22 protein-coding genes are annotated in these 23,519 nt (G+C 66.1%); 20 read left to right on the top strand and 2 right to left on the bottom strand.

Annotated features, from left to right (window positions below):
* Positions 1-4 precede the first annotated feature (4 nt).
* From H6935_07760 to H6935_07700, 13 genes are all read left to right on the top strand, one after another.
* Positions 5-1,798, top strand: coding sequence for a nickel-dependent hydrogenase large subunit (locus H6935_07760; protein ID MCP5278241.1), 1,794 nt, complete (start codon positions 5-7; stop codon positions 1,796-1,798).
* Between the two features lie 33 nt (positions 1,799-1,831).
* Complete coding sequence (locus tag H6935_07755; protein MCP5278240.1) at positions 1,832-2,068, top strand: hypothetical protein; 237 nt, start codon at positions 1,832-1,834, stop codon at positions 2,066-2,068.
* A gap of 159 nt (positions 2,069-2,227) precedes the next feature.
* Positions 2,228-2,545, top strand: a complete 318-nt coding sequence (locus tag H6935_07750) for an ATPase (protein ID MCP5278239.1) — start codon at positions 2,228-2,230, stop codon at positions 2,543-2,545.
* Positions 2,546-2,581: 36 nt separating this feature from the next.
* Positions 2,582-3,607, top strand: a complete 1,026-nt coding sequence (locus tag H6935_07745) for a V-type ATPase subunit (GenBank protein MCP5278238.1) — start codon at positions 2,582-2,584, stop codon at positions 3,605-3,607.
* Positions 3,607-5,505: an ATPase gene (locus H6935_07740; protein ID MCP5278237.1), complete on the top strand. Its 1,899-nt coding sequence runs from the start codon at positions 3,607-3,609 to the stop codon at positions 5,503-5,505. The genes H6935_07745 and H6935_07740 overlap by 1 nt, the downstream gene beginning before the upstream one ends.
* 105 nt (positions 5,506-5,610) lie before the next feature.
* Complete coding sequence (locus H6935_07735) at positions 5,611-6,054, top strand: ATPase (protein ID MCP5278236.1); 444 nt, start codon at positions 5,611-5,613, stop codon at positions 6,052-6,054.
* 74 nt (positions 6,055-6,128) lie between these two features.
* The gene (locus H6935_07730) at positions 6,129-6,470 is read left to right on the top strand and encodes a hypothetical protein (GenBank protein MCP5278235.1); all 342 of its coding nucleotides are present in this window, start codon (positions 6,129-6,131) and stop codon (positions 6,468-6,470) included.
* A gap of 78 nt (positions 6,471-6,548) precedes the next feature.
* On the top strand, positions 6,549-7,196 hold the full coding sequence (locus tag H6935_07725; protein MCP5278234.1) for a V-type ATP synthase subunit E: 648 nt from the start codon (positions 6,549-6,551) through the stop codon (positions 7,194-7,196).
* Positions 7,197-7,219: 23 nt separating this feature from the next.
* Positions 7,220-8,998, top strand: a complete 1,779-nt coding sequence (locus tag H6935_07720) for a V-type ATP synthase subunit A (GenBank protein MCP5278233.1) — start codon at positions 7,220-7,222, stop codon at positions 8,996-8,998.
* A 24-nt stretch (positions 8,999-9,022) separates the two neighbouring features.
* Positions 9,023-10,420 carry a V-type ATP synthase subunit B gene (locus tag H6935_07715; GenBank protein MCP5278232.1) on the top strand — a complete coding sequence of 466 codons (1,398 nt, stop codon included), beginning with the start codon at positions 9,023-9,025 and terminating at the stop codon, positions 10,418-10,420.
* Between the two features lie 112 nt (positions 10,421-10,532).
* Positions 10,533-11,168, top strand: coding sequence for a V-type ATP synthase subunit D (locus H6935_07710; protein ID MCP5278231.1), 636 nt, complete (start codon positions 10,533-10,535; stop codon positions 11,166-11,168).
* Positions 11,169-11,276: 108 nt separating this feature from the next.
* Complete coding sequence (locus H6935_07705; GenBank protein ID MCP5278230.1) at positions 11,277-11,771, top strand: heme-binding protein; 495 nt, start codon at positions 11,277-11,279, stop codon at positions 11,769-11,771.
* 108 nt (positions 11,772-11,879) lie between these two features.
* Entirely contained in the window at positions 11,880-12,326 is a 447-nt protein-coding gene (locus H6935_07700; GenBank protein ID MCP5278229.1) for a cytochrome C, read from the top strand.
* A gap of 219 nt (positions 12,327-12,545) precedes the next feature.
* Here H6935_07700 and H6935_07695 read toward each other — a convergent pair whose 3' ends face one another.
* On the bottom strand, positions 12,546-13,148 hold the full coding sequence (locus tag H6935_07695; GenBank protein MCP5278228.1) for a methyltransferase domain-containing protein: 603 nt from the start codon (positions 13,146-13,148) through the stop codon (positions 12,546-12,548).
* Positions 13,149-13,386: 238 nt separating this feature from the next.
* On the opposite strand from H6935_07695, the gene H6935_07690 reads away from it, so the two are divergent.
* From H6935_07690 to miaA, 3 genes are read left to right on the top strand one after another with little or no spacing between them, the layout of a single operon-like run.
* Positions 13,387-14,388 carry a cytochrome-c peroxidase gene (locus H6935_07690; GenBank protein MCP5278227.1) on the top strand — a complete coding sequence of 334 codons (1,002 nt, stop codon included), beginning with the start codon at positions 13,387-13,389 and terminating at the stop codon, positions 14,386-14,388.
* Positions 14,385-16,925 carry an EAL domain-containing protein gene (locus tag H6935_07685; GenBank protein ID MCP5278226.1) on the top strand — a complete coding sequence of 847 codons (2,541 nt, stop codon included), beginning with the start codon at positions 14,385-14,387 and terminating at the stop codon, positions 16,923-16,925. The genes H6935_07690 and H6935_07685 overlap by 4 nt, the downstream gene beginning before the upstream one ends.
* A gap of 53 nt (positions 16,926-16,978) precedes the next feature.
* Positions 16,979-17,947 carry a tRNA (adenosine(37)-N6)-dimethylallyltransferase MiaA gene (miaA, locus tag H6935_07680; protein ID MCP5278225.1) on the top strand — a complete coding sequence of 323 codons (969 nt, stop codon included), beginning with the start codon at positions 16,979-16,981 and terminating at the stop codon, positions 17,945-17,947.
* A 100-nt stretch (positions 17,948-18,047) separates the two neighbouring features.
* On the opposite strand, the gene H6935_07675 is transcribed toward miaA, so the two are convergent.
* Positions 18,048-18,896, bottom strand: a complete 849-nt coding sequence (locus H6935_07675) for a patatin-like phospholipase family protein (protein MCP5278224.1) — start codon at positions 18,894-18,896, stop codon at positions 18,048-18,050.
* 105 nt (positions 18,897-19,001) lie between these two features.
* On the opposite strand from H6935_07675, the gene H6935_07670 reads away from it, so the two are divergent.
* The 4 genes from H6935_07670 (at position 19,002) to H6935_07655 (ending at position 23,518) form a co-directional block, all read left to right on the top strand.
* Positions 19,002-21,347 (top strand): EAL domain-containing protein, encoded by a 2,346-nt coding sequence (locus H6935_07670; protein ID MCP5278223.1) that lies wholly within the window; start codon positions 19,002-19,004, stop codon positions 21,345-21,347.
* A 136-nt stretch (positions 21,348-21,483) separates the two neighbouring features.
* A complete protein-coding gene (locus H6935_07665) occupies positions 21,484-22,266 on the top strand; it encodes a spermidine synthase (GenBank protein MCP5278222.1) in 783 nt (260 codons plus the stop codon).
* An 87-nt stretch (positions 22,267-22,353) separates the two neighbouring features.
* A complete protein-coding gene (locus H6935_07660) occupies positions 22,354-22,896 on the top strand; it encodes an RNA pyrophosphohydrolase (protein ID MCP5278221.1) in 543 nt (180 codons plus the stop codon).
* Between the two features lie 28 nt (positions 22,897-22,924).
* Positions 22,925-23,518, top strand: a complete 594-nt coding sequence (locus H6935_07655) for a CBS domain-containing protein (GenBank protein MCP5278220.1) — start codon at positions 22,925-22,927, stop codon at positions 23,516-23,518.
* Position 23,519 lies beyond the last annotated feature (1 nt).

The following is a 23,519-nucleotide window of genomic DNA, read 5'->3' as shown; positions in this document are numbered from 1 at the left end:
CACCATGAGTACAGCACAACGCATCGTCGTCGATCCCATCACCCGCATCGAAGGCCATCTGCGCATCGAGGCGGAAACCGATGAGGCGGGCAAGATCACCCGCGCTTCCAGCGCCGGCACCATGGTGCGCGGCATCGAGATCATCCTGCGGGGTCGCGACCCCCGGGACGCCTGGGCCTTTGCCCAGCGCATCTGTGGCGTCTGCACCCTGGTGCACGGCGTGGCCTCGGTGCGCTCCGTGGAAGACGCCATCCACAGGTCATTCCCGGATTACCGTCTCCCGCCCAACGCGGAACTGATCCGCAACCTGATGATCGCCGCCCAGTTCGTGCACGACCACGTCATGCATTTCTACCACCTGCATGCCCTGGACTGGGTAGACGTGGTTTCAGCGCTGAAGGCCGATCCCAAGGCCACCTCCGCTTTGGCACAAAGCATTTCAGGCTGGCCCAAGTCCTCCCCCGGCTACTTCGCCGACGTGCAGAAGCGGGTGAAGACCTTCGTCGAGCAGGGCCAACTGGGTATCTTTGCCAACGCCTACTGGGGACACCCGGCCTACAAGCTGCCCCCCGAGGCCAACCTCATGGCCGTGGCCCATTACCTGGAAGCCCTGGCCTGGCAACGGGACGTGGTGAAGCTGCATGCCATCTTCGGCGGCAAGAACCCCCACCCCAACTTCCTGGTGGGCGGCTCCCCCGCAGCCATCAGCGTGCACGTGGACCATCCCGGCAAGGGCGCCGGCCCCCGCTACCGGGGCGGCCAGGACGCCACCGCCGTCAATCTGGTGGGCCTGCAGACGGTGCAGAACGTCATCAGGCAGATGCGGGACTTCGTGGACAACGTCTACGTGCCGGACACCCTGGCCATCGCCGGCTTCTACAAGGACTGGGGCGGCCGGGGCGAGGGTGTGGGCAACTTCCTGTCCTTCGGCGACCTGCCGGACAAGGACATGTGGACGCCGGATTCCTTCCTCATCCCGCGCGGCGTCATTCTGGACCGGGACATCTCCAAGGTCCACGACATCGACCTGGACGCGGACGACGAGATCCAGGAATTCGTCACCCACGCCTGGTACAAGTACGGCGAGGGCGATGCCAAGGGCCTGCACCCCTGGAAGGGTGAGACCGAGTTCAACTTCACCGGGCCCAAGCCGCCTTACGACTACCTGAACGTGGAAGAGAAGTATTCCTGGCTCAAGTCGCCGCGCTGGAAGGGCAAGCCCGTGGAAGTGGGTCCCCTGGCCCGGGTGCTGGTCATGTACGGCAAGGGCCACAAGCAGACCCAGGACCTGGTCAACTTCACCCTCAAGCACCTGGATGTTCCCGTGCAGGCCCTGTTCTCCACCCTGGGCCGCACCGCCGCCCGCACCCTGGAGAGCAAGATACTGGCGGACGCCATGCAGGGTTGGTACGACCAGCTCATCGCCAACATCAAGGCAGGCGACGTGCGCACCTTTAACGAGCAGTACTGGGACCCCTCCACCTGGGCCAAGTCCATGCACGGCGTGGGCCTTACCGAGGCTCCCCGGGGCGGCCTGTCCCACTGGATCGTCATCGAGGACGGCCGCATCGCCAACTACCAGGCCGTGGTGCCCAGCACCTGGAATGCCGGTCCCCGTGACGCGGCGGGCCAGTCTGGTCCCTACGAGGCGGCCCTGCAGGACAACCACGTCATGCACGACCCCAAGCAACCCATCGAGATCCTGCGCACCATCCACTCCTTTGACCCCTGCATCGCCTGCGCGGTGCATGTGAGCGATCCTGAAGGCGAGGAACTGGTGCAGGTGAAGGTGAAGTAGGAGTAATCGGAGTCCTTTCAGGAGGGCTGCACCATGAAACGCGAACCAAGAGTCTATGGCTGGGGTGGCTGGAAAATGCCCCTCCTGCACCTGTCCGACCCGGAATACTGCGAGGACGGATGCCCCATCTGCACCCGGGCCCGCAAGGGCGTGCCCTGGGCCGTGTCGGTGCAGAGGCTTGAACTGGCCATTACCCTGGGCGGATGTCCCTGGGGACGGGCGCGTCGGCGCAAGTACGGCGTCGCCCCGAACCAGGCCTTGCCCCAGTGAGACTGCCGGACATGGAAAGCAAGCCGCGAGGACGAAGATGAAATCCCAGCACCACCCTTCATGGCAGGACAGGACGCAGAGCACCAAGGTCCTTGCTGCCAGGGCCGGGTGGCTTTCATGTTCACGGATGGTGGCGCAAGAAAGAACCAGGTCTTCATCATGGACGATGCACTAAAGAGGCTGCTGGATGCCGAGGCCCGTGCCCGGGAAATCATCGAGTTGGCCAGCCAGGACCGCCAGCGCTTGCTGGATGAGGCCCTCGCCGCTGCCCGGGATGCGGAGGTTCGCTTCGAGGCGGGACGCTCGGAGTTGCGAGCGCCCTTCCTGAAAGATGCTCGGGGTCGGGCCGACCAGGCGGTGGCCGAGTTGGCCCGAAAATACGAGGAGCGCCAGCGCAATTTGCGTGACCTGGCCTCGCGCCACGAAGAGGAGGCGGTCGAAGCCGCGCTGAACCTGCTGCTCGACCCAGCCCTTTGATGGCTTTGCTTGCCCCACGTTTGCTTGGGTGAAGTTGTGTCAGCCTATCTGAATACGCGTGTCAGTCTCTTCTCCGGGCGCCTCTGGCAACCGGGGGACTATGACGCCGTGTTGCGCACGCCGGATGCGGAGATGGCGGAGGCCCTGGGCACCCGGGGCCTGCCGCAACTGGCAGCCGGCTTCGACAACAAGGACCTGCGCTCCCTGGAGCAGCGCATCATTGCAGAGATGCTGGAAGAAACCCGGGTGCTGATCCGCCCCCTGGCCGGGGAGGCCCGCAACTTCCTCATCTACTGGATCGAGCGCTTCGAGGTCAGCAACCTCAAGACCCTGCTGCGCGGCAAGATGACGGACGAGCGGCCCGCCTCCCTTCTCGGCCGCCTGACCCCCATGGGGGCCTTCGCACGGCTGGATGTCCAGGAACTGGCCCATGTGGAGGACGTGAACGAACTGCTGCGCCGCCTGGAAGCGGGGCATTACGCCGGCATCGTGCGCGCGGCCCGCCTGGCCTTCGAGGACAGCCGCGACCCCTTCGTGCTGGATGCCGTGCTGGACCGGGAGTATTACGAGGGACTGGCCCGACGCGCCCGGTCGCTGGAAAGGGAGACTCCGGCACTGGCCCGGCTCATGGGGCCCCTCATCGACCGCATCAGCCTGGTGTGGTTGTTGCGCTTCCGCTTCAATTACCTGCTGCCCCCCGCCCAGGTGTACTACCTGCTGGTGGCCGCCCACTACCGCCTGTCGGCTGCCCGCCTCAAGGATCTGGCCGCCCGGGAGAGCGTGGACGCAGTGCTGGAGGACCTGCCTGACAGTCTGCGCAGCCTGCTGGCCGGCGTGACCGGCATCCCGGAGGTGTTCGCCCGCATGGAAGGCGCCGCCGCCCAGGAAGCCGCCCGGGTCCTGGGCAGCAACGCTCCCGCCCTGGCCCGGGCCTTTGCCTACCTGATCCTGCGCGAACGCAACCTGCGCGCCGTGCGCGGACTGATGCGGGGCCGCAATCTGGGCCTGGACACGGATGTGATCGCCCAGACCCTGGGCGGCCTTATCCAGGAGACCCACTGATGTATCGCGCCCTGCCCATGTCCCGCATCCAGTTGGTGGTCCTGGCCAGCGAGGCCCAGGACGCTGCCCTGCTGCTGGCCCAATTCGGGCATTTCAGCCCGGTGCCCCTGGACGAGGAGGCCGCCGTCCACTTCCCGGACCAACCCGGCGATGAGTACCGGGAGGTCTATCTGGAGGCTGAAGCCCGCCTGGGCAAGATCAGTGAAATGTGCGGCCACCAAGAGTGCGCACCCCTGCCAACCAATGCCATTGCCCCCAATCTGCGGGAACTGCAGGGCATCAACAACCGCCTGCGGGATCTGTGGCGGCAATGCTCCACCTGCTCGGACAGAGGCCGTCGCATCGAGGAAGACCTGCGCCGCCTGTCGGCGCTGAGGGAGTCTTTCGCACGGCTCAAGGCCCTGGACGTGGACCTTTCCCGCCTGGTGCGACCAGGCGAATTGCTGGACGTGCGCATCGGCCAGGCGCCCAAGGCAAACGTGAAGCGCCTGCGGGAGGCCCTGGCCCTGGCGGGCTACCTGCTCACCGTGTTCGACCAGGACGAGGAGCAGGCCTTTGCCGTGGTGGCCGGGCCCCGCTCCGCTGGAGAACTGGGCGGTGTGCTGTCCCAGGCCGGCTGGCGGGAACTCAACATCCCCCCCGAACTTCAGGCCCATCCCGAGGTGGCTGCCCGCTTCCTGGAGCAGGAGGAACAGCGCCTGACCCTGGCCGAGCGGGCTTATTGCGACCTCAAGGTGGAGAGTCTGGGCAAGCAGGCGGAGTGGCTCTCCCAGGCACGCCTGCTGCTGCGCATGGCCCGCCCCTTGGCGGAGACCGCCCTGGGCGGTTTCCGCGGCAATGGCCAGCTGGCCCAGTTCAGTGGCTGGGTACCCCGGGACCAGGTGCCCCATCTGCGGGCAGCCCTGGGATCCCGCTTCGCCGAGCGGCACCTGCTGCACGCCCGGAGCCCCCAGCCTGGCGAGCGCCGGGACATCCCCTCCTACCTCACCTATCCGGCCTGGCTGAAACCCTTCGTACCTCTTGTGAAGAGCTATGGCATTCCCCGCTACGGCGAATTCGATCCTTCGCTGCTGTTCGCCCTGACCTACCTGCTGCTGTTCGGCGCCATGTTCGGCGACGTGGGCCATGGCGGCGTGATCGCCGTGCTGTCCCTGTTGCTGCTTGGCAAGCTGGGCCGTGCGGCCTGGGTGGGTGTCGCCGCCGGCCTTTCTTCCGTGGGCTTCGGTTTTCTCTATGGCAGCGTGTTCGGCTACGAGGACCTCATGGAGCCGGTATGGCTGTCCCCCCTGCACGATCCCACCCGCATCCTCACCGTGGCGGTCCTGTTCGGCATTGGCTTCATTGTCTTCACGTTGCTGGCCAGCATTTACAACCGCCTGCAGGAAGGGCAAATGGTGGAGGCCCTGTTCGATTCCACTGGTCTGGCTGGCCTGGTGTTCTACCTGGGAGCCGCGGGTGGTCTTGCCGCCAGCGCCGGCATGCCGGCCATGTCGGGCCTGGGGCAAACCGCCTGGCTGTTGGCTTTGTGCGGCATCATCGTGGTGGCCGTCTTCAAGTGGATGGAGACCCGGGCCTCCCTGGGCGAACGGGCCCTGGTCACCGCCATCGAAACCCTGGAAACAGGCATCAACCTGTTCGCCAACACCCTGTCCTTCATGCGGGTGGCGGCCTTCAGCCTGAACCATGTGGCCCTGGCCCTGGCCGTGTTCACCATCGCCAACGGCCTGGAGGCTGTGGGCCATGGCATCACCATCCTTCTGGGTAACGTTGTCATCATCGTCCTGGAGGGCGGCATCGTCGCCATCCAGGCCCTGCGTCTCATGTACTACGAAGGATTTTCCCGTTTCTTCAGCGGCGATGGCACGGAGTTCGCGCCCTTGCGGCTGGCGGACCGTTAGCGCCATGAACAACCCCCGTCCCTCCACCGTGTATTGGGCCCCCCAAGGGTGCTCGAGAAACCTTTGGGCCGGCCCGGCGTGTTTCTTGTTAGAAAGGAGTCGTAAATGAACTGGCTGATCGCCCTGTTGGGTCTTTCCGTGTTGGCCACCATCGGTGCGGGGGTGTGGCTGGAACTGAAGCCACGCAAGCTACCGCCACCCCGTTGGCTCAAGGCCGGCGTGCTGTCAAATTTTCTGATCTTTGGCGCCGGCCTGGCTACCGCTCTTCTCTTGGGCGTGCAGGAAGTCATGGCCGCCGAGTCGGCGGTCGCTGCCGGCGCGATGGAAATTTCCCTGGGCAAGGGCCTTGCCCTGATCGGCATTGGACTGCCCACGGCCCTGGCAGCCATCGGTGCCGGCCTGGCCCTGGGCCCCGTGGGGTCCGCAGCCCTGGCGGTGATCGCCGAGAAGCCGGAAATGTTCGGCCGTACCTTGATCTACATGGGCCTGGCTGAAGGCGTGGCCATCTACGGTCTGGTCATGTCCATCCTGATGCTGGGCAAGATATGAAAATCCGTGAAGGTGGAAGGGAGAAGGGAGAAGGGTTGGGGGGTGTTCACCCTTCGCCCTTGAATGCCAAGGGCATGGACCCTTTACCCTTTACCGCCTCCAGTGCCCGCCTGGTGGTGCTGGGCAGCGCCGGCCTCACCGAGGGCTTCAGCCTTATCGGCGCCGAGGTCTACCCAGACGCGGATGCCGCCAAGGTCGATGAGGTCCTGGGGCAACTGGTCAAGGACGGCTGCGAGGCCCTGGTGCTGCTGGAATCCCGCCTGGCCCACGCCGGCGGGCCTTGGCTCAATCGCCTGCGCAACGAGGGCGGGCGCATCGTGGTGACGGAACTGCCAGCCCTGTCCGCCCCGGGCGATTACGCCCCGGCGGTGGACGACGTGGTGCGGGCGGTGCTGGGGCCGGAAGCTTTGAAATAGAGGCAAGACACAAGATCCAAGAGGCAAGTAAGTCTTTTGCTTGAGTCTTGTAACTTGCACCTTGCATCTGGAGAGAACATGGACGCGGAAGTTCAAGTCACCCAACTGGAGCAGGCCCTGATCAGGCAGGCCGAGACCCTGGCCCGGGAGCAGCGGCACAATGCCGAGGCGGCCAAGGCCCGCATCCTCAGCGAGTCCGCCGAGCGCCTCAAGCTGGCGGAAGACCGGGAAGTCCTGGCGGCCAAGGCCGAGGCGGAACGCCATGTGCGCCGCCACATCCAGGCTGCGGAGACCCGCCTGGCGGCGGAACTGGATCGCCTGCGCTGGGCCCTCACCGAGGCCACAATGGCCAGTGTGAAGCTGGCCTTCCAGGAACTGGCGGACGACGATGACCGCTACCTGGCCGTGCTGGAGGAGTTGCTGGCCGCGGCCGTTGCCGCCCTGCCCGAAGGCGATCTGGTGGCCGAGGCGCGGGGTGCGGACCAGCCCCGCCTGGCGCCCGTCTGGGCGGACATGGCGCAGCGGGTCGCGCCGGGGCGTCGATTTACCCTGGCCACTCACGGCCAGGTGAGCGAGGGCGGCATCCGGGTGCGGCTGGCCGACAACCGGGCCCAGTTGGACCAGACCTTCGAGGCGCGCCAGTCCCGCCTGGCGGAGGACCTGGCCCGGGTGGTCATGGAGCGCCTCTTCGCCAGCACGCTGGACCTCAGCGTGTTGGCGAGGTAAAGGAAACTAGACGGGAAAACGCAATGGGCAAAATCCTTGAAATCAACGGCCCCCTGGTGAAATTGCAGCTGCCGGAAACCGTGATCGGCGAGCAGGTGCGGGTGGGGCGCATGGGCCTGGTGGGCGAGGTGATCGGCCGCGACGGCGACTCCGCCCTGGCCCAACTGTATGAAGACACGGCGGGCCTGCGGCCCGGCGAAGTGGCAGAGGGCCTGGGCTGGCCCCTGTCGGTGGAACTGGGGCCTGGCCTGCTCAACGCCATCTTCGACGGCGTGCAGCGGCCCCTGAACGCGGTCTGGGCCCAGAGCGGCGACCGCATCGCCCGGGGTGTCGCTGTCCCTTCCCTGCCCCGGGACCACCGCTGGCGTTTCGCCCCCAATCCGGACCGCCGGGCGGCCACCGCCGTGGCCGGCGGCGACGTGCTGGGCACGGTGCAGGAGACCGAATCCATCCAGCACCGCATCCTGGTGCCCCCCCTGGTCCATGGCGAGTTGCTGGAACTGGCGCCGGAAGGCGAGTACACCGTGGAAGAAGCCATCGGCCGGGTGAAACTGGCGGACGGTCGCATCGAGAAGCTGCACCTCTTCCACCGCTGGCCCGTGCGCACGCCGCGGCCCTTCAGGCGGCGGGACCACGCGGTGAAGCCACTCATCACCGGGCAGCGCATCCTGGATACGTTCTACCCCTTGCTCAAGGGGGGCAAGGCCGCCATCCCCGGCCCCTTCGGCGCCGGCAAGACCATGTTGCAGCAGCAGATCGCGCGCTGGTGCAACGCCGAGATCGTCATCTACGTGGGCTGCGGCGAGCGGGGCAACGAACTCACGGACGTGCTGGAGTTCATGCCAGAACTGAAGGACCCCCATACCGGACGGCCCCTCATGGAACGCACCCTGCTGGTGGCCAACACATCCAATATGCCGGTGGTGGCCCGGGAGGCCTCCATCTACGTGGGCATCACCATCGCCGAGTATTTCCGCGACCAGGGCTACGACGTGGTCATGGTGGCCGACTCCACCAGCCGCTGGGCCGAGGCCCTGCGTGAAGTCTCCGGTCGCCTGGGCCAGATGCCCGTTGAGGAGGGCTACCCCGCCTACCTGGGCTCCCGCCTCGCCGCCTTCTATGAGCGGGCCGGCCGGGTGGAAAACCTCGCCGGCGGGCATGGCTCCGTGACCCTCATCGGCGCCGTGTCGCCTCCCGGCGGTGACTTCTCCGAGCCCGTCACCAGCCATACCAAGGAAATCATCCAGACCTTCTGGGCCCTGTCCAAGGAACTGGCGGACGCCCGCCACTACCCGGCGGTGGACTGGCTGGAGAGCTTCTCCGGCTACGTGCCCTCCGCCGCCAAGTGGTGGGCGGAGAACGTGGACCCGGGCTGGGAGGCCGCCCGGGGCGAGGCCCTGGACCTGCTGGCCGCCTCCGAGGAACTGCAGCGCATCGTCAACCTGGTGGGCGTGGAGGCCCTGTCCAGCGAACAGCGCTGGACCCTGGAATCCGCCGGCCTGATCAAGGAAGGCCTTTTGCAGCAGTCCGCCACGGACGAGATCGACAGCTTCGCCTCGCCGGAGAAGCAATATGCCCTGCTTTCCGCCCTGCTGGAGATTTACCGCCAGGGGATGAAGCTGGTGAAGCTGGGGGCCCCGGCCCGCCGGCTCATCCAGATGCCCCTGCTGGCCCAGGCCCGGCGCTGGAAGAGCCAGCACAAGTCCGAGGAACTGCCGAAGCTGAAGGAGAAGATCGCCCGCATTCCGGCCGAGTTCGAGCAGATCGCGCTGGATTACGAGCAATCCGGCCATGCCGCGTGATGATGGGAACACCAAGGTAACGCCATGAAAAACATCGAATTCCGTACCGCGACCTCCGCCCAGGGCGGCCTCATCGTCATGGGCGGCGTGCCCGGAGTTTCCGCCGGTTCCCGGGTATCCCTGAAGGACCATGCCGGCAACCTGCGCAACGGCCTGGTGATCCGTTCCGCCGACGATGCCGTGCTGGTGGAGGTGTTCGAGGGCACCGACGAACTGGACCTGGAGCGCACGTGGGTGCGCTTCCTGGACGAGCCCTTCCGCCTGCCGGTTTCCCGGGACATCCTGGGCCGGGTCTTCAACGGCGCCGGCCTGCCCCGGGACGGACGTCCCCCCATAATCTCCGCCGACCGCCGCGACGTGAACGGCGAACCTCTAAACCCCGCCGCCCGGGCCTACCCCAAGGAGTTCATCCAGACCGGCATTTCCGCCATAGACGGCATGAACTCCCTCACCCGGGGACAGAAGCTGCCCATCTTTTCCGGCGGCGGCCTGCCCCACAACCGGGTGGCGGCCCAGATCGTGCGCCAGGCCAAGCTGCTGGGCGAGGAATCCTCCGAGTTCGTGGTGGTGTTCGCCGCCTTCGGCGCCTCCCACGCCGACGCCCGCTTCTTCCAGGAAAGCTTCGAGGAATCCGGCGTGCTGAACAAGGTGGTCATGTTCCTCAACCTGGCCGACGAGCCCGTCATCGAACGCCTGCTCACCCCCCGGGCGGCCCTCACCGCCGCCGAGTACCTGGCCTACGACCTGGACTACCACGCGCTGGTGGTGATGACCGACATGACCGCCTACGCCGAGGCCCTGCGGGAAGTGACCGTGCTGCGGGGCGACGTGCCGGCCCGGAAGGGCTACCCCGGCTACCTTTATTCCGACCTGGCGGAGATCTACGAGCGGGCGGGGAGGATCAAGAACCGGCGCGGCTCCATCACCATGATCCCGGTGCTGTCCATGCCTTCCGACGACATCACCCACCCCATCCCGGACCTGACTGGTTACATCACCGAGGGCCAGATCGTGCTGGGACGGGAACTGTTCAACCAGGGCGTGTACCCGCCCGTCACCGTGCTGCCGTCCCTGTCCCGACTGATGAAGGACGGCATCGGCAAGAACTTCACCCGGGACGACCACCCTCACGTGGCCAGTCAGCTCTTCGCCAGCTACGCCAAGGCCCTGGAAGTACGAGGCCTGGCCGCCATCATCGGCGCCGAGGAACTGTCCGAGGGGGACCGACGCTTCCTCCACTTCGCCGAGGCCTTCGAGCGCCGCTTCATCGGCCAGGGCGAGGACGAGGACCGCAGCGTCTATGAGACCCTCAACCTGGCCTGGGACCTGCTCTCCATGCTGCCGCCGGAGGCCCTGATCCGGGTCAGCGAGGAAGAACTGGCCAAGTACCACAAATGGCAGGCGGTGGTGGAGGCGGCATGAACGCCAGCGGCAAGGTTCAAGGAGCAAGGCACAAGGAAAGGCGAGCCTGCCGGGTTTCCCTTGCCCCTTGCCCCTTGTCCCTTGTTCCTGAGCGAATGTCACAGGAAACATCATGAAAAAGCGATTGTCGGTGCCGCCGACGAAAAGCGCCCTCCTGCAGGTGGGCCGCCAGGTCAAGTTTTTGGAACAGGGCCGGCAGATGCTGGAGAAGAAGCGGGACCTGCTCACCCGGCTGGTGTACGAGCGCCTGGCCCAGTACCGGGAGCTGCGGGGCCAGACCGTGCAGGAACTGGCGGAGGCCTACCGCTGGCTGGGGGTGGTGCAGATGCGCATGGGCGGGCAGATGCTGCGCCAGTCCTCCGTGGGACTGAACCTGGCCGTCCACATCAAGGTGGTGGCCCGCTCCAGCGTGGGGGTGGAATATCCCAGCATCAGCGTGGAACCCCTGTCCCTGCAGCCCGTGGGCCTCATGTGGACCGATGTGAGCTTCGACGAGGCCCGGCGGCGGCTCCAGGCCCTCACCGTTACCCTGGCCCGGCTGGGGGAGGCGGAGAACGCCCTCTGGCGCCTGCTGGCCGCCAGCCGCAAGACCCAGAAACGGGTCAATGCCCTCAAGTACAACATCATCCCCCGCTACCTGGCCACGGTGTCCCACATCAAGGCGGCCCTGGAAGAGGACGAGCGCAACACCCTGTTCCAGATCAAGGTACTGCGGGCACGCCAGGAAGTCGTGGCCAAGGAAAGTTAAACTCCCCGGGAAACCTTGGTCCTGTTTTTCGGACCAAGCCCAGGGCATCAATAGGGCCCTTTTAGTCGCGACCTTGTACCCCACAGGAGAAAGACCGTGAAACGCTCAATGTATCTGGCCGTCCTGGCGGCCACCCTGGCAGTTCCCAGCCTGCCTGCCCTGGCTGACATGCCAGTCATCATCAAGATTCCCCGCCTCACCCTGGAAGCCTCGGAGAAGATTGCCCAGGCCACTGTCGCCGCCTGTCGCAAGGAGGGTATCCAGATCGGCGTCACGGTGGTGGACCGCAGCGGCGACCCCATGGTGTTCATGCGGGATACCCTGGCGCCCAGGGTGACCATCGAGATCAGCAAGCAGAAGGCCTTCACGGCGGTTAACTTCAATGCCCCCCTGTCCGCCATGGAAGACCGCTTCACCAAGCCCTTCGCCGTAGGCAAGGTGGACGGCCTGGTGTTCTCCGCCGGGGGCATCCCCATCGAGGCGGCGGGCAACATCGTCGGCGCCGTTGGCGTTTCCGGTGCCGCCACCGGAGAACAGGACGAGGCCTGCGCCCGGGAGGGCATCAAGGCCGTGCAAATGGATCTGGAGATGGCGGGGCCGTAAACCCCGATCACCGAGCCACCCTTCGCAGGTAGGGGAGGGTGGCTCAAGCCGTTTTATGAAAACCCTGACCCAATGCCCGCTATCACAATTGACTCAGGAGATGGTCATATGCGTGCACCCCTGTTTTTCTTGAGCGTTACCCTGTCCGGATTCGCCTCGGCGGATGAGGTTACCTATCGCAAGGACATCCAGCCGCTGTGGGAACGGAAATGCATCGGTTGCCATGGCGAAGCATCGCCGTATTTGGCGGAGTTTGAAGAAAACAAGGATAAGTACAAGCAGCTGATGCGAGGCCCCCGCATGGATACCTATGCCAACCTGGCGGCCTTCGTCGGCTGGCCGGATACCGGTGCCCTGATGCGGCGCCTGGACGACGGCAGGAACACCAAGAATGGCAAGCCGGGCAACATGTACGAACACCTGGGCAGCGACGAGCCGGAACGGCAGAAGCATCTCGCCCTGTTCAAGGCCTGGGAGGGGGAAGGCGGCTGGTTCCTTGGCAAGTTCAAGGATCTGGACAAGGCCACCCTGGAACGGATGAAGGTTGCCGAGTAGCGTCCCCGAGGAGCGTGACTAGCTGGCCCGGGTATTTCTCCAGGCCGGTCAGTTGAAAAATCCGGGCTAGTAGCCGGTGGGGCCGTGTAATGCCTGGAAGGGTCTGCGAATGACTTGAGCTGGCAAGGCGGGTGTGCAGGGTTTTCATGGGTAATCAGGGAGTTGTGGCCGGAAGCGGTGATTGGCCCTTGGGTTGCCTGGTGGGTTCCCGGGGGGCCCTCAAAGCCGCGTCAGGATGGTGGTGAATTCATAAAGTCCGTTGGGGTGGGGGATTTCCTTGTGGGGTTGGCCTTCCCAGTGCCAGCGGGTTTCCGGGAATAGGGCCCGCATGTCGGGCAGGGCGCAGTGGTAGGGCGGGCCTTCCGCCCGGCCGGTCTGCATGAACAGGGCGAAGAGCTTGCCGCCGGGCTTCAGCCAGGCATGGAGCTGGGCCTCGTACTCTGGCCAATTTGCCGGATCCAGGGCGCACAGGCAGGTCTGTTCGTAGATGGCGTCGAAAACCGGGCCGGCTTTCCAGTGCAGGACGTCGGCCTGGACCAGGGTGGCGGAAACGCCGGCCCCCCGCAGTTCCATCTCAAGCCTTTCCAGGGGCGTCGGGGCGATGTCCAGGGCGGTGACGTCGAAGCCCCGCCGCGCCAGTGCCACGGCCTCGTGGCCATGGCCGCAGCCGGGGATGAGGATGCGGCATGGCCGGAGTTGGCTCTGCTCCAGCCAGCCTTTCAGGGCCGGGCTGGCCTCACCCCGGTCCCAGCCCGTGGTGCCGGCCAGATATTGCTCGTTCCAGTGTCTTGCCTTGTCGTGCGACGTGTTCTGATCGTTCATGGGGAACCCCGGGCTTATTGTGATGGGTCATGCGGCCATTCTGGCTCCTGCATTTCCTACCGGGTTCCCGGTCCGGGGTTTTTCCCGCGTCCTACCCATTGGGGATATTCCTAAAGAAGCAAGGGGTGGCTGCCGATAGAAGCGGCATGGTTGGTCACAAATTCAGATTTAACGACCTGTAGTTTGCATGCATGTCTTGCCTGACCGAGGGCGTCAAAGAATTCCCAAGACCTGGACCATGCGATTTCATTATCTAGTTCCCTTGTCGTTGGCCGCGGGCCTGGCTATCTGGCTGGGCGTGGGTGACAGCGGGGAAACCGTTGCTCCGCCCATGATGGAGTTGGCTGCCACGGACCAGGCAATCACCCCCATTCCCGACCAGTTGGCGCTGGACGCCCGCAAGGTCGCCTTGGGAAGACGACTGTTCCATGACAAGCGGCTGTCCAGGGATGACAGCGTTTCCTGTGCCACCTGCCACCGGCCGGACCGCGCGGGGGCGGACGGGTTGCCTGTGGCCGTGGGAATCCAGGGGCAACGGGGCAAACTCAATACGCCCACGGTCTTCAACAGCGGCTTCAATTTCAGGCAGTTCTGGGACGGCCGGGTGCCCAGCCTGGAGGAACAGGTTCCCGGGCCGGTACACAACCCGGTGGAGATGGCCACCGATTGGAAACACGTCATCGCCAAGCTGAAGCAGGACCCGGCCTATCCGGAGATGTTCCGAGCCATCTGGCCCGACGGCATCACGGAAGTCCATATCCAGGGAGCCATTGCCGAGTTCGAGCGGGGCCTCCTCACGCCGGACGCCCCTTTCGACCACTATCTGCAGGGGAAGGCCCAGGCCTTGAGCAGGGATGCGAGGCAGGGCTGGGACCTGTTCCGCAATCTGGGTTGCATCGCGTGCCACCAGGGCGTGAACGTGGGCGGCAACATGTACGCCAACCTCGGTGTGATGGGCGACTTCTTCGCCGACAGGGGCCGTCCGTTGACGGATGCCGACCTGGGTCGCTTCAAGGTCACAAGCCGGGAAGAAGACCGACACGTGTTCAAGGTGCCGTCCCTGCGCAACGTGGAACGAACGGCCCCTTATTTCCACGACGGCTCGGTTCCCAGCCTGAACAAGGCGGTGGAACTCATGGCCCGCTATCAGCTGGGTATCCACCTGTCGGACACTGACACCCGGGATCTCGTGGCTTTCCTCACCAGCCTGAATGGCCGGCTGCCGGAGACAGGTAAGTGAAGGCCGTCCAGGCCCGCAAGGTGCTGGTGGCGGTGGTGGTCCTTGGCGGGTTACTGGCAGCCGCCCTGGTGCCTGGCGTGATGGGCGAAGTGGCTCGGCACGAGTCCCTGCGGGCCCGCCTGGAAAACCTCCAGGTCGCGGAAAGCCGCTTCAGGGAGTTGGTGATAGCCCTGCGCCACGGCCTGACCAGCAACTACGACGAGGCCAACGGGTGGATGGCCCGCATCGTGACGCAACGGGCCGTATTGGGACGGGAGGCAACCAAGGTGCCAGAACTGGCGCCCACATGGCAACGCTACAGCCAGGCCATCCGCCACCAGGAAACCCGGTGGAACGATTTCAAGCAGCGCAACGCGGTGGTGCGCAACTCGCTGCGCTACTTCCAGAGCGATGCCCTCAAGATCGTGGGCCTGTTGCCCCATAGCGGGGTGGGTGGCGTGGACATGCACCATGAAATGATGCGCCTGAACAATGCCCTGTTCATGCAGGCCCTGGGAGAGGGGCGGGAAGCAGGGGAACAGGCGCGGGATACCCTGGAACGGCAATGGCCGGTGGTCGCCCTCATGCCGAAGGAGGTGCGGGAAGAATTCGAGATGCTGGCCCGCCACGCCCTTGTGATCAGCAAGAACAGTCCCCAACTCCGCGCGGACGTCAAGGGCCTGGTGCACGGGGACGCCAGGCAGGCCTTGGCTGGCCTGGCGGAAATCAACCAGGCCATGCTCATTGCCGGGCAGACCCGGGCGGGGCGCTACAGGGCAGGCCTGCTGGCGGGACTGGTAATCCTGGCGGGGTTGCTGGCCTGGGTCGTCTGGCGCTACCTGGAGACCCTCCGGCAAAGCGCGCGGGAGCACCGCCTGGCGGGTACGGTATTCGCCAGCAGCCAGCAGGGCATCATCGTCACCGACGCGTCCGGCAGCATCGTCCAGGTCAATCCCGCCTATTGCAAGATCACGGGCTACAGCGAAGCAGAGTTGCTGGGGCGAAACCCCCGCATCCTGCAATCAGGTCTTCAGGACCCCTCGTTCTACCGGGAGATGTGGCTCAGCCTGGCGGACACGGGGCGCTGGCAGGGCGAGTTGCAGAATCGGCGCAAGAATGGCGACTTCTACGTGCAATGGATCAACATCGACGCCGTTACCGCCAGCGAGGGCGAGCGGCTTTACGTGGGCATCACCACGGACATCTCCGAACTGATCCAGACCAGGGAACGCCTGGCCAACCTGGCCTACTTCGATACCCTCACCGGATTGCCCAACCGTGCCCTTTTCCATGACCGCCTGCGCCAGGCCATGGTCCATGCCCGCCGGGAGCATGCCTCCCTGGCCCTCATATTCTGCGATCTGGACAATTTCAAGGTGGTGAACGACAGCCTGGGCCACGCCGCCGGCGACGAACTGCTGCAGGAGGTGGCGGAACGCCTGAAATCCTGCGTGCGTGAATCCGATACGGTGGCCCGCCTGGGGGGAGACGAATTCGCCATCATCCTCAGCGATGCCAAGGGGGCGCGGGAGATGGCCCGCATGGCGGAGCAGATCATCAAGGTCCTGTCTGCCCCTTGCCAAATCGCGGGTTCCGAAATCATCAGCGGCGCCAGCCTGGGTATCACTTTCTACCCCAACGACGCGGCCACCGAGGAGGAACTGCTCAAGAACGCCGACGTGGCCATGTACCGGGCCAAGGAACGGGGCCGCAACGACTACCAGTTCTTCACCGGCGAGATGGCGGCTGCCGTGGCGGAAACCCTGCGCATCGAAAACGGGCTACGCCAGGCCTTGGGAGGCGGGGAACTGTTCCTGCACTACCAGCCCCAGATCCGCAATGATGGAAAGGTGGTGGGGGCGGAGGCCCTCATGCGCTGGAACTCGCCCACCCTGGGCCGGGTGCCGCCTTCCCAGTTCATCCCCGTGGCGGAAAAGAGCGGCCTCATCGGGCCCCTGGGGGAATTCGCCCTGCGGGAAGCCTGCCGGCGTTGTGCCCATTGGCGGGCCATCGTCCAGCCGGATTTCCGCATCGCGGTGAACCTCTCGGCAGCCCAGTTCCGCAACGAGGGCCTGGCCGACCGTGTGGAGGCCGCCCTGCACGAGTTCAACCTGCCGGGCTCTGCCCTGGAACTGGAGATTACCGAGTCTGTGCTCATGGAAGACGTGGCCTGGGGCCAGGATGTCCTGAAGCGCCTGAAAACGCTGGGTTGCCGCCTGGCCATCGATGACTTCGGCACGGGGTATTCCTCCCTGGCCTATCTGCGCCGCTTCCAGGTGGACGTGCTGAAGCTGGATAAATCCTTCGTGGCCGGCCTAGGCAGCCACGGGCCGGACGGCACCGACGACACCGCCGTGGCCCAGGCGGTCATCAGCCTGGCCCAGAGCCTGCGCCTGGAGGTGGTGGCGGAGGGGGTGGAGACCCAGGCCCAGCGGCAATGCCTGGTGGACCTGGCGGGAGAAAGCGGTTTCATCGCCCAGGGCTATCTCTTTTCACCTGCCCTGCCGCCCGACCAGTTCGAGGCCCGGCTGGACCAGTTCGCCCTGCCTCTGGCCTGACTCTGAGGGCTGGAGCCGCTTGCGGCGGGCGGCCAAGTTGGGCATAAGGAGGCATGTCCTCCAGACTGCCTCCCGCCATCAGCGTCATGGGCCCTACCGCCAGCGGCAAGACCGACCTGGCCGTGGCCCTGGTGGAACGCTTTGCCGCCACGATGCCCCTGGAGATCATCAGCGTCGATTCCGCCCTGGTGTACCGGGGCATGGACATCGGCACCGCCAAGCCGGATGCCGCCACCCTGGACCGGGCGCCCCACCACCTCATCGACGTCATCGACCCCACCAAGGCCTATTCCGCCGGCCGCTTCAAGGCCGATGCCCTGGAGCTCATGGCGGACATCACCGCCCGGGGCCGGGTGCCCCTGCTGGTGGGGGGCACCATGCTCTACTTCAAGGCCTTGAAGGGGGGGCTGGACGAACTGCCCCGGGCAGACCCGGAACTGAGGGCCGAGTTGGAGCACCGGGCGGCCCGGGAGGGCTGGCCGGCGCTGCATGCCGAACTGGCCCGCCTGGATCCGGGGACTGGAGCCCGGCTCAAGCCCAACGACAGCCAGCGCATCCAGCGGGCCCTGGAGTTGTGCCTGACCACGGGGGAGCCCATGTCCGCGCTCCTGGGCAGGGGAGACGTGAGTGAGCGCTTGCCTTACCGCCTGCTGGAGCTGGCCCTGGTGCCCGGGGAGAGGGCCTGGCTCCACGACCGCATCAACCGGCGCTTCGACCTGATGCTGGAGGCTGGCCTGGTGGATGAATTGCGCGGCCTGAAGCTGCGCCATCCCCTGGAGGTCGGCCTGCCGTCGATGCGCTGCGTGGGCTACCGCCAGGCCTGGGAGTACCTGGAAGGGCAGATCGACGCGGCCCAGCTGGCGGCCAGGGGCAGGGCGGCCACCCGGCAGCTGGCCAAGCGCCAGCTCACCTGGCTGCGGAGCTGGGAGGGCGCGGTGGCGCTGGATTGCCAGGCGGCGGACCTGGCGGAGCAGGCGGCTGCCCTGGTGGCAGCACACCTGGGGGGCAGCACGGCCCCGTAGCCCGGGGGAGGCAAAGCCTAGTCCGGGGGAAATCGGGCGCGGAGCCCTGGATACAGCAGCGGAGAGGGCCGGGCCCCGGACTCGCTTCGGTCCCCCGGGGTTAAGGGGCTATCTGGCGCTTTTCCAGCTTGCGGGGCAGGTACTGGCGGGTGGTGTCGTAGCCCGCCTGGAACAGCTGCCCCTTCTGTTCCGGGCTCATGTTGAATTCCAGGGGCGACAGGCCGTCGGTGCGGATCACCACCGTGTTGTGCCACAGGGTATCGGTGAGGTGTTCCCGGGACAGGGTGGTCATGAAGGTGCGCATGAGCATGAACATGTAGTCCGCCACGGGCAGGATGCGGCGGGTGGGGTGGTTGGCCGTGCCCTTGTCGTCCCGCATGCGAAAACACATCACCGGCGTGCCGTCTCCCGCCCAGTCCCTGAACAGGCTGTCCTCCGCCAGGATGCTGCCGTCCACCAGGATGTGCTCGCCATGGTGGTGGAAGGGAAAAACCAGGGGGATGGAGATGGAGTACATCACCGCCCTGGCCACCTCCAGGTCCGGGTGGCCGGCCTTGTCGAATATGACGGGTTTGCCTGCGCGCACGTCCGTGGCCACCACGTGCAGGTCCACGTCCAGGTCGCGGAAGCGGCGGCCCTCCAGTTCGCCGTCCAGCCAGCGCAGGAAGCGCTTGCCGTTGGAGAGGCCGCCGTGCAGCAGCAGGTTGGCCAGGGACATGCCGCGAAACTGCTTGAAGTCCACGTCCCGGAACAGGTCCTTCATGTGCTCCACGCCATGGCCCACCGCCGCCAGACTGGCCACCACCGCACCCCCCGAAACACCCACCACGTGCCTGTATTCCATGCCCATCTCCTCCAGGGCAGCCAGGACACCCACATGGGCGGGGAGGCGAGTGCCGCCCCCTGCCAGAACGGGCACGATACGGCGTGGCAAGGCGGTGTCCAGCATGGTGTTTCCCGGGGGCGCGATAGGGTTTTCGGTCAATAATACGTGCTCGTCACAACAAGTTGGTATGTATCGACCGGCGGCCCCTCGCCGCAGCCGATACCATTGATGGAGCGATCCCTTTACATGGCCACCTTCAGGCATATCCGCACCCGCATGATGGTGGTGTACCTGTTGTTGCTGATCGTGGTGCTGGGGGCCGTGCTCTTTGCCGTTTACCGGGCCGGCCTGGCCAATGCCCGGACCCAGGTGGAAGCCGAGTTCAACCTGGCCGGCAAGACCTTCGCCCAGCTCATGGCCCGGCGTGCCGCTTTCCTGCAACAGGGGGCCGAGGTGCTGGCAGGCAACGCGGCCTTCAAGGAGGCCCTCCACCAGGCCGACCTGGCCGCCGTGGAATCCACCCTGGCCAGCCAGGCCAGGCGGCTCAAGGCGGACATGGCCATGCTGGTGTCCCTGGATGGCCGCGTCCTGGTCAGCACCGGCGCCAAGGCCAGCTTCGGAGCCCCCTTCCCCTGTCCGCGCATGATCCAGGTGGCGGAAGGGCAGGGTGGGGCATCCGGCTACGTGCGCCTGGAACAGCAGGCCTATCAGGTGGTGCTGGCGCCGGTGCTGGCGCCCAAGCGGGCCGCCTGGCTGGCCCTGGGGTTCCCCGTGAATGACGGCACTGCCCGGGAGTTCCAGGCCCTCACCGGAGTGGCGGTGAACTTCATGAGCGTGGGGGACGAAGGTGCTCGCCTCCTGGCCAGCTCCCTGACGGGGGACATGCGCCAGGAGGCCGGGGCCTGGCTGTCCGAATTCCATGGCGACGACTACAGCATGCGCCGGGTGCGGGTGGGCGGTGGCGAGTACTGGGCCCATTTCGTCAGGCTGGATTCCGCTTCCGCCCTGGATTACGTGGCTGGCCTGACCCTGTCCCTGGACGAGGCCCTGGCGCCCTACGCACGCCTGCGGGGCACCCTGCTGCTGATTTCCGCCCTGGCCCTGGCGGCCTTCGCCTACGGCTCGTCCCTGCTGTCCAGGCGCCTGACCCTGCCCATCCAGGAACTGGTGACCGCCCTGCGCCGGCTGGGCCGGGGACATTACGACACCCGGGTCAACCTTAAGAGCAAGGACGAGCTGGGGGTGCTGGCCGAGGGCTTCAACCGCATGGCCAATGAGATCGCCGCCCGGGAACGGCAGATTGCCTACCTGGCCTACCACGATGCCCTCACGGGCCTGCCCAACCGGGCTCACTTCGTCACCCACGTCAACGACAGGCTGGCCGGCAGGCGACAACCCGGCTTGATGCTGGTGGCGGGTCTGGCGCGCCTGGGGGCCGTCAACATCGGCCTGGGTTTTGCCGTGGCGGACGGGCTGGCCCAAGCCTTGGCCCAGCGCATTCTGGGGCGGGAGGACTGGCAGGCGGCCAGCCTGGGAAGCGACAGGTTCGCGTTCTTCTGCCCCTTGACCGGCGATCTGACCCAGGCCGATTGGCTGGACCGGGTCAGGTCGGTGCTGGATACCCCCGTGGAATGGCGGGGCCAGCTCTACGACCTGGGCCTGCGCCTGGGCAGCGCCTTGAGCCCCCAGGATGGCGGAGACGCGGAAATCCTCCTGCGCCGGGCGGAATTGGCCATGCAGCGGGCCATGGGCAGTGCGGGTTCCCACGTGGCCTGGCAGTCTGAATTCGAAGCGGGCGGGGGGCGGCGCCTGGCCCTGCTCAACGACCTGCGCGCCGGCATCGAGGCGGGCCAGCTGGTGGCCTGCTTCCAGCCCCAGGCCCGGCTGTCCGACGGCCGCGTGGTGGCCTGCGAGTTGCTGCTCCGCTGGCGCCACCCCGTGCACGGGGTAATTTACCCGGATGAGTTCATCGCCGCAGCCGAGCAGTCCACCCTGATCCGTCCCCTCACCCGCTGGGTTATCGATGCCGCCGCGGCCCAGGCGGCCAGCTGGCGCCAGGAAGGGCGTGACATCGCCGTGAGCGTGAACCTGTCCGCCCGCAACCTGGCTGACGGCGAGGTGGTGGAGCAGATCACCGCTGCCCTTGCTCGGCACGGATTGCCGGCTTCGGCCCTGGTGGCGGAGATCACCGAGAGCGCCCTCATGGACGATCCGGACACGGCCGTTGGTGTCGTCGATGCCATCGCCGCCCTGGGTGTGCCCCTGTCCATCGACGACTTCGGCGCGGGCTATTCCAGCCTGGCCCAGCTCTCACGCCTGCCGGTGCATGAGTTGAAGATCGACAAGGCCTTCGTCCTGCGCATGCTGGATGCGGGCCAGGACGCCGCCATCGTCAAGTCCACCATCGACCTGGCCCATACCCTGGGACTCATCGTGGTAGCCGAGGGCGTGGAATCCGCCGAGCAGTGGCAGCGCCTGGCGGCCTATGGCTGTGACGTGGCCCAGGGTTATCACCTGACCCGACCCCTGGAGGCGGGGGATTTCGACGCATGGCTGGCGGAACGGGAGGCATGAGCATCCCCTCCCGGACCTCCCCAGGGGGAGCTCACCCTCCCCTGGGGAGGATGGCGCTCCTGGGTGCAGCCGTTGCCGACGGGGCATTGATGGCCCGCCCTGGACGGATTTCACGGCGTGTCAGGAGGGCAGTGCAGTGAGTTTCTTCGGTCGCCGCCGCAGGCGGGATCCTTCCCACGCCCAGGTCCAGATCAGCGAGAAGCATGGGGTGCGTTTCCTGCACCTGGGCGGTCCGGCGGTCCAGAGCGCCATGCGCATGCGGGACCCCTGGGCCCTGGAACTGGAATACACCCGGGCCATGATGGCTTTCCTGCTGTTCCGGCCCGAGCCCCGGGACATGGCCCTAATCGGCCTGGGGGGTGGCTCCCTGGTCAAGTTCATCCACCGCCACCTGCCGGATACCCGCCTCACGGCCCTGGAGGTGAATGGGGAAGTGGTGGATGCTGCCCGATCCTTCTTCCTCCTGCCGCCGGATGACGAGCGCCTTGCGGTGAGGGTGGAGGACGGCGCCGCCTACGTGCACGGCCACCCGGCTAGCGTGGATGTGCTGCTGGTGGACGGCTACGACGCCAAGCGCATCGTGGAGGCCCTGGCCAGCGAGGACTTCTATCGCGCCTGCCTGGCCATGATGCGTCCGGGCGGAGTGGCGGTATTCAACCTGTGGGGCTCGGACCAGTCCTTCCCCATCTATTTCGATCGCCTGGGCCAGGTGTTCGGCAACCGGCTGCTGCGACTGCCGTCGGAACGCAAGGGCAACATCATCGTCTTCGCCTTTCCCGGTACCCCGCCGGACCTGTCCTTCGCCGTGCTCTCCCGACAGGCCCAGCGGCTGGGCGCCAGCCTGGGGCTGGAAATGGAGGATTTCCTGTCCCGGCTGCGCAACTGGAATGCCGTATCCGACAGCGCTTTCCTGCTGTAACCCCCATACCCATCCCGGGGGCCGTCTTTCCATATAGGGGCGAGGGTGGGAAAATCCCAAGCAGTTGACTATTGAATCGAGGCGGCCATGATCGATCGAGACGGTTACCGGCCGAACGTGGGCATCATCCTGTGCAACACCCGCAACCAGGTGTTCTGGGGCAAGCGGGTACGCCAGGATGCGTGGCAGTTTCCCCAGGGCGGCATCAAGCATGGCGAGTCCCCGGAAGAGGCCATGTACCGGGAGTTGATGGAAGAGGTGGGCCTGGCGCGCCAGCACGTGCGCATACTGGGACGCACCCGCAACTGGTTACGTTACAACGTGCCCGAGACCTGGGTGCGGCGGGAATGGCGCAGCAATTACAGGGGCCAGAAACAGATCTGGTTCCTGTTGCGCCTGGTGGGGCGGGATTGCGACGTGAGCCTGCGGGCTTCGGAGCACCCGGAATTCGATGCCTGGCGCTGGAGCGACTACTGGGAGCCCGCCGAGGCCGTGGTGGAGTTCAAGCGGGAGGTCTATCGTTCGGCCTTGTCGGAACTGGAACGCTACCTGGGGCAGGAGGATCGCCATGGACACCACCGCCACCCCTATCTGTTGGCCATGCGTGCCCAGGGTCCCGGCCAGGGATGATGTTTAACCACCATTTGCACAGCCAAGCATGAACAGAACCTACAACGTGATTTCCTCGGCTCCCCTGCAGAAGGGGGCCACTTTCCACAAGCCCAGGCAGGTGTTGCCGGAGCGGGTCTCCATGGACGACCCCATGGCCAACGTGATGACGGACTTCAAGGTGGTCACCGCCTACACCATCTTTCCCCTGGAGACCATCGAGGCTGCGCGGGAAAAGATGATCCACCGGGGCGTGCGCATGCTGCTGGTGGTGGACGACCTGAACCACATCCTGGGCCTCATCACCTCCACCGACCTCACCGGGGAAAAGCCCATGCAGGTGGTGCAGACCCAGGGCATCCGCCATTCCGACGTCATGGTGAAAGACATCATGACGCCCAGGGAGCGACTTGAGGTGCTGTGCATGGACGACCTGCAATCCGCGTGCGTGGGGGACATCGTCACCACCCTGAAGGCCCATGGCCGCCAGCACGCCCTGGCGGTGGAACGTATGCCTGACCGGGGCCAGATCCTGCGGGGCCTGTTCTCCATTTCCCAGATCAACCGCCAGTTGGGTACCCAGGTGGAGGTGGAGGGCGTGGCCAGCACTTTCGCCGAGCTGGGCGTGGTGCTGGAGCGGTAGC

The sequence above is a fragment of the Thiobacillus sp. genome, assembly GCA_024235835.1.
Lineage (GTDB): Bacteria > Pseudomonadota > Gammaproteobacteria > Burkholderiales > Thiobacillaceae > PFJX01.
Note: the sequence above shows the minus strand (reverse complement) of the source record. Positions and strands in the feature narration are given on the sequence as shown.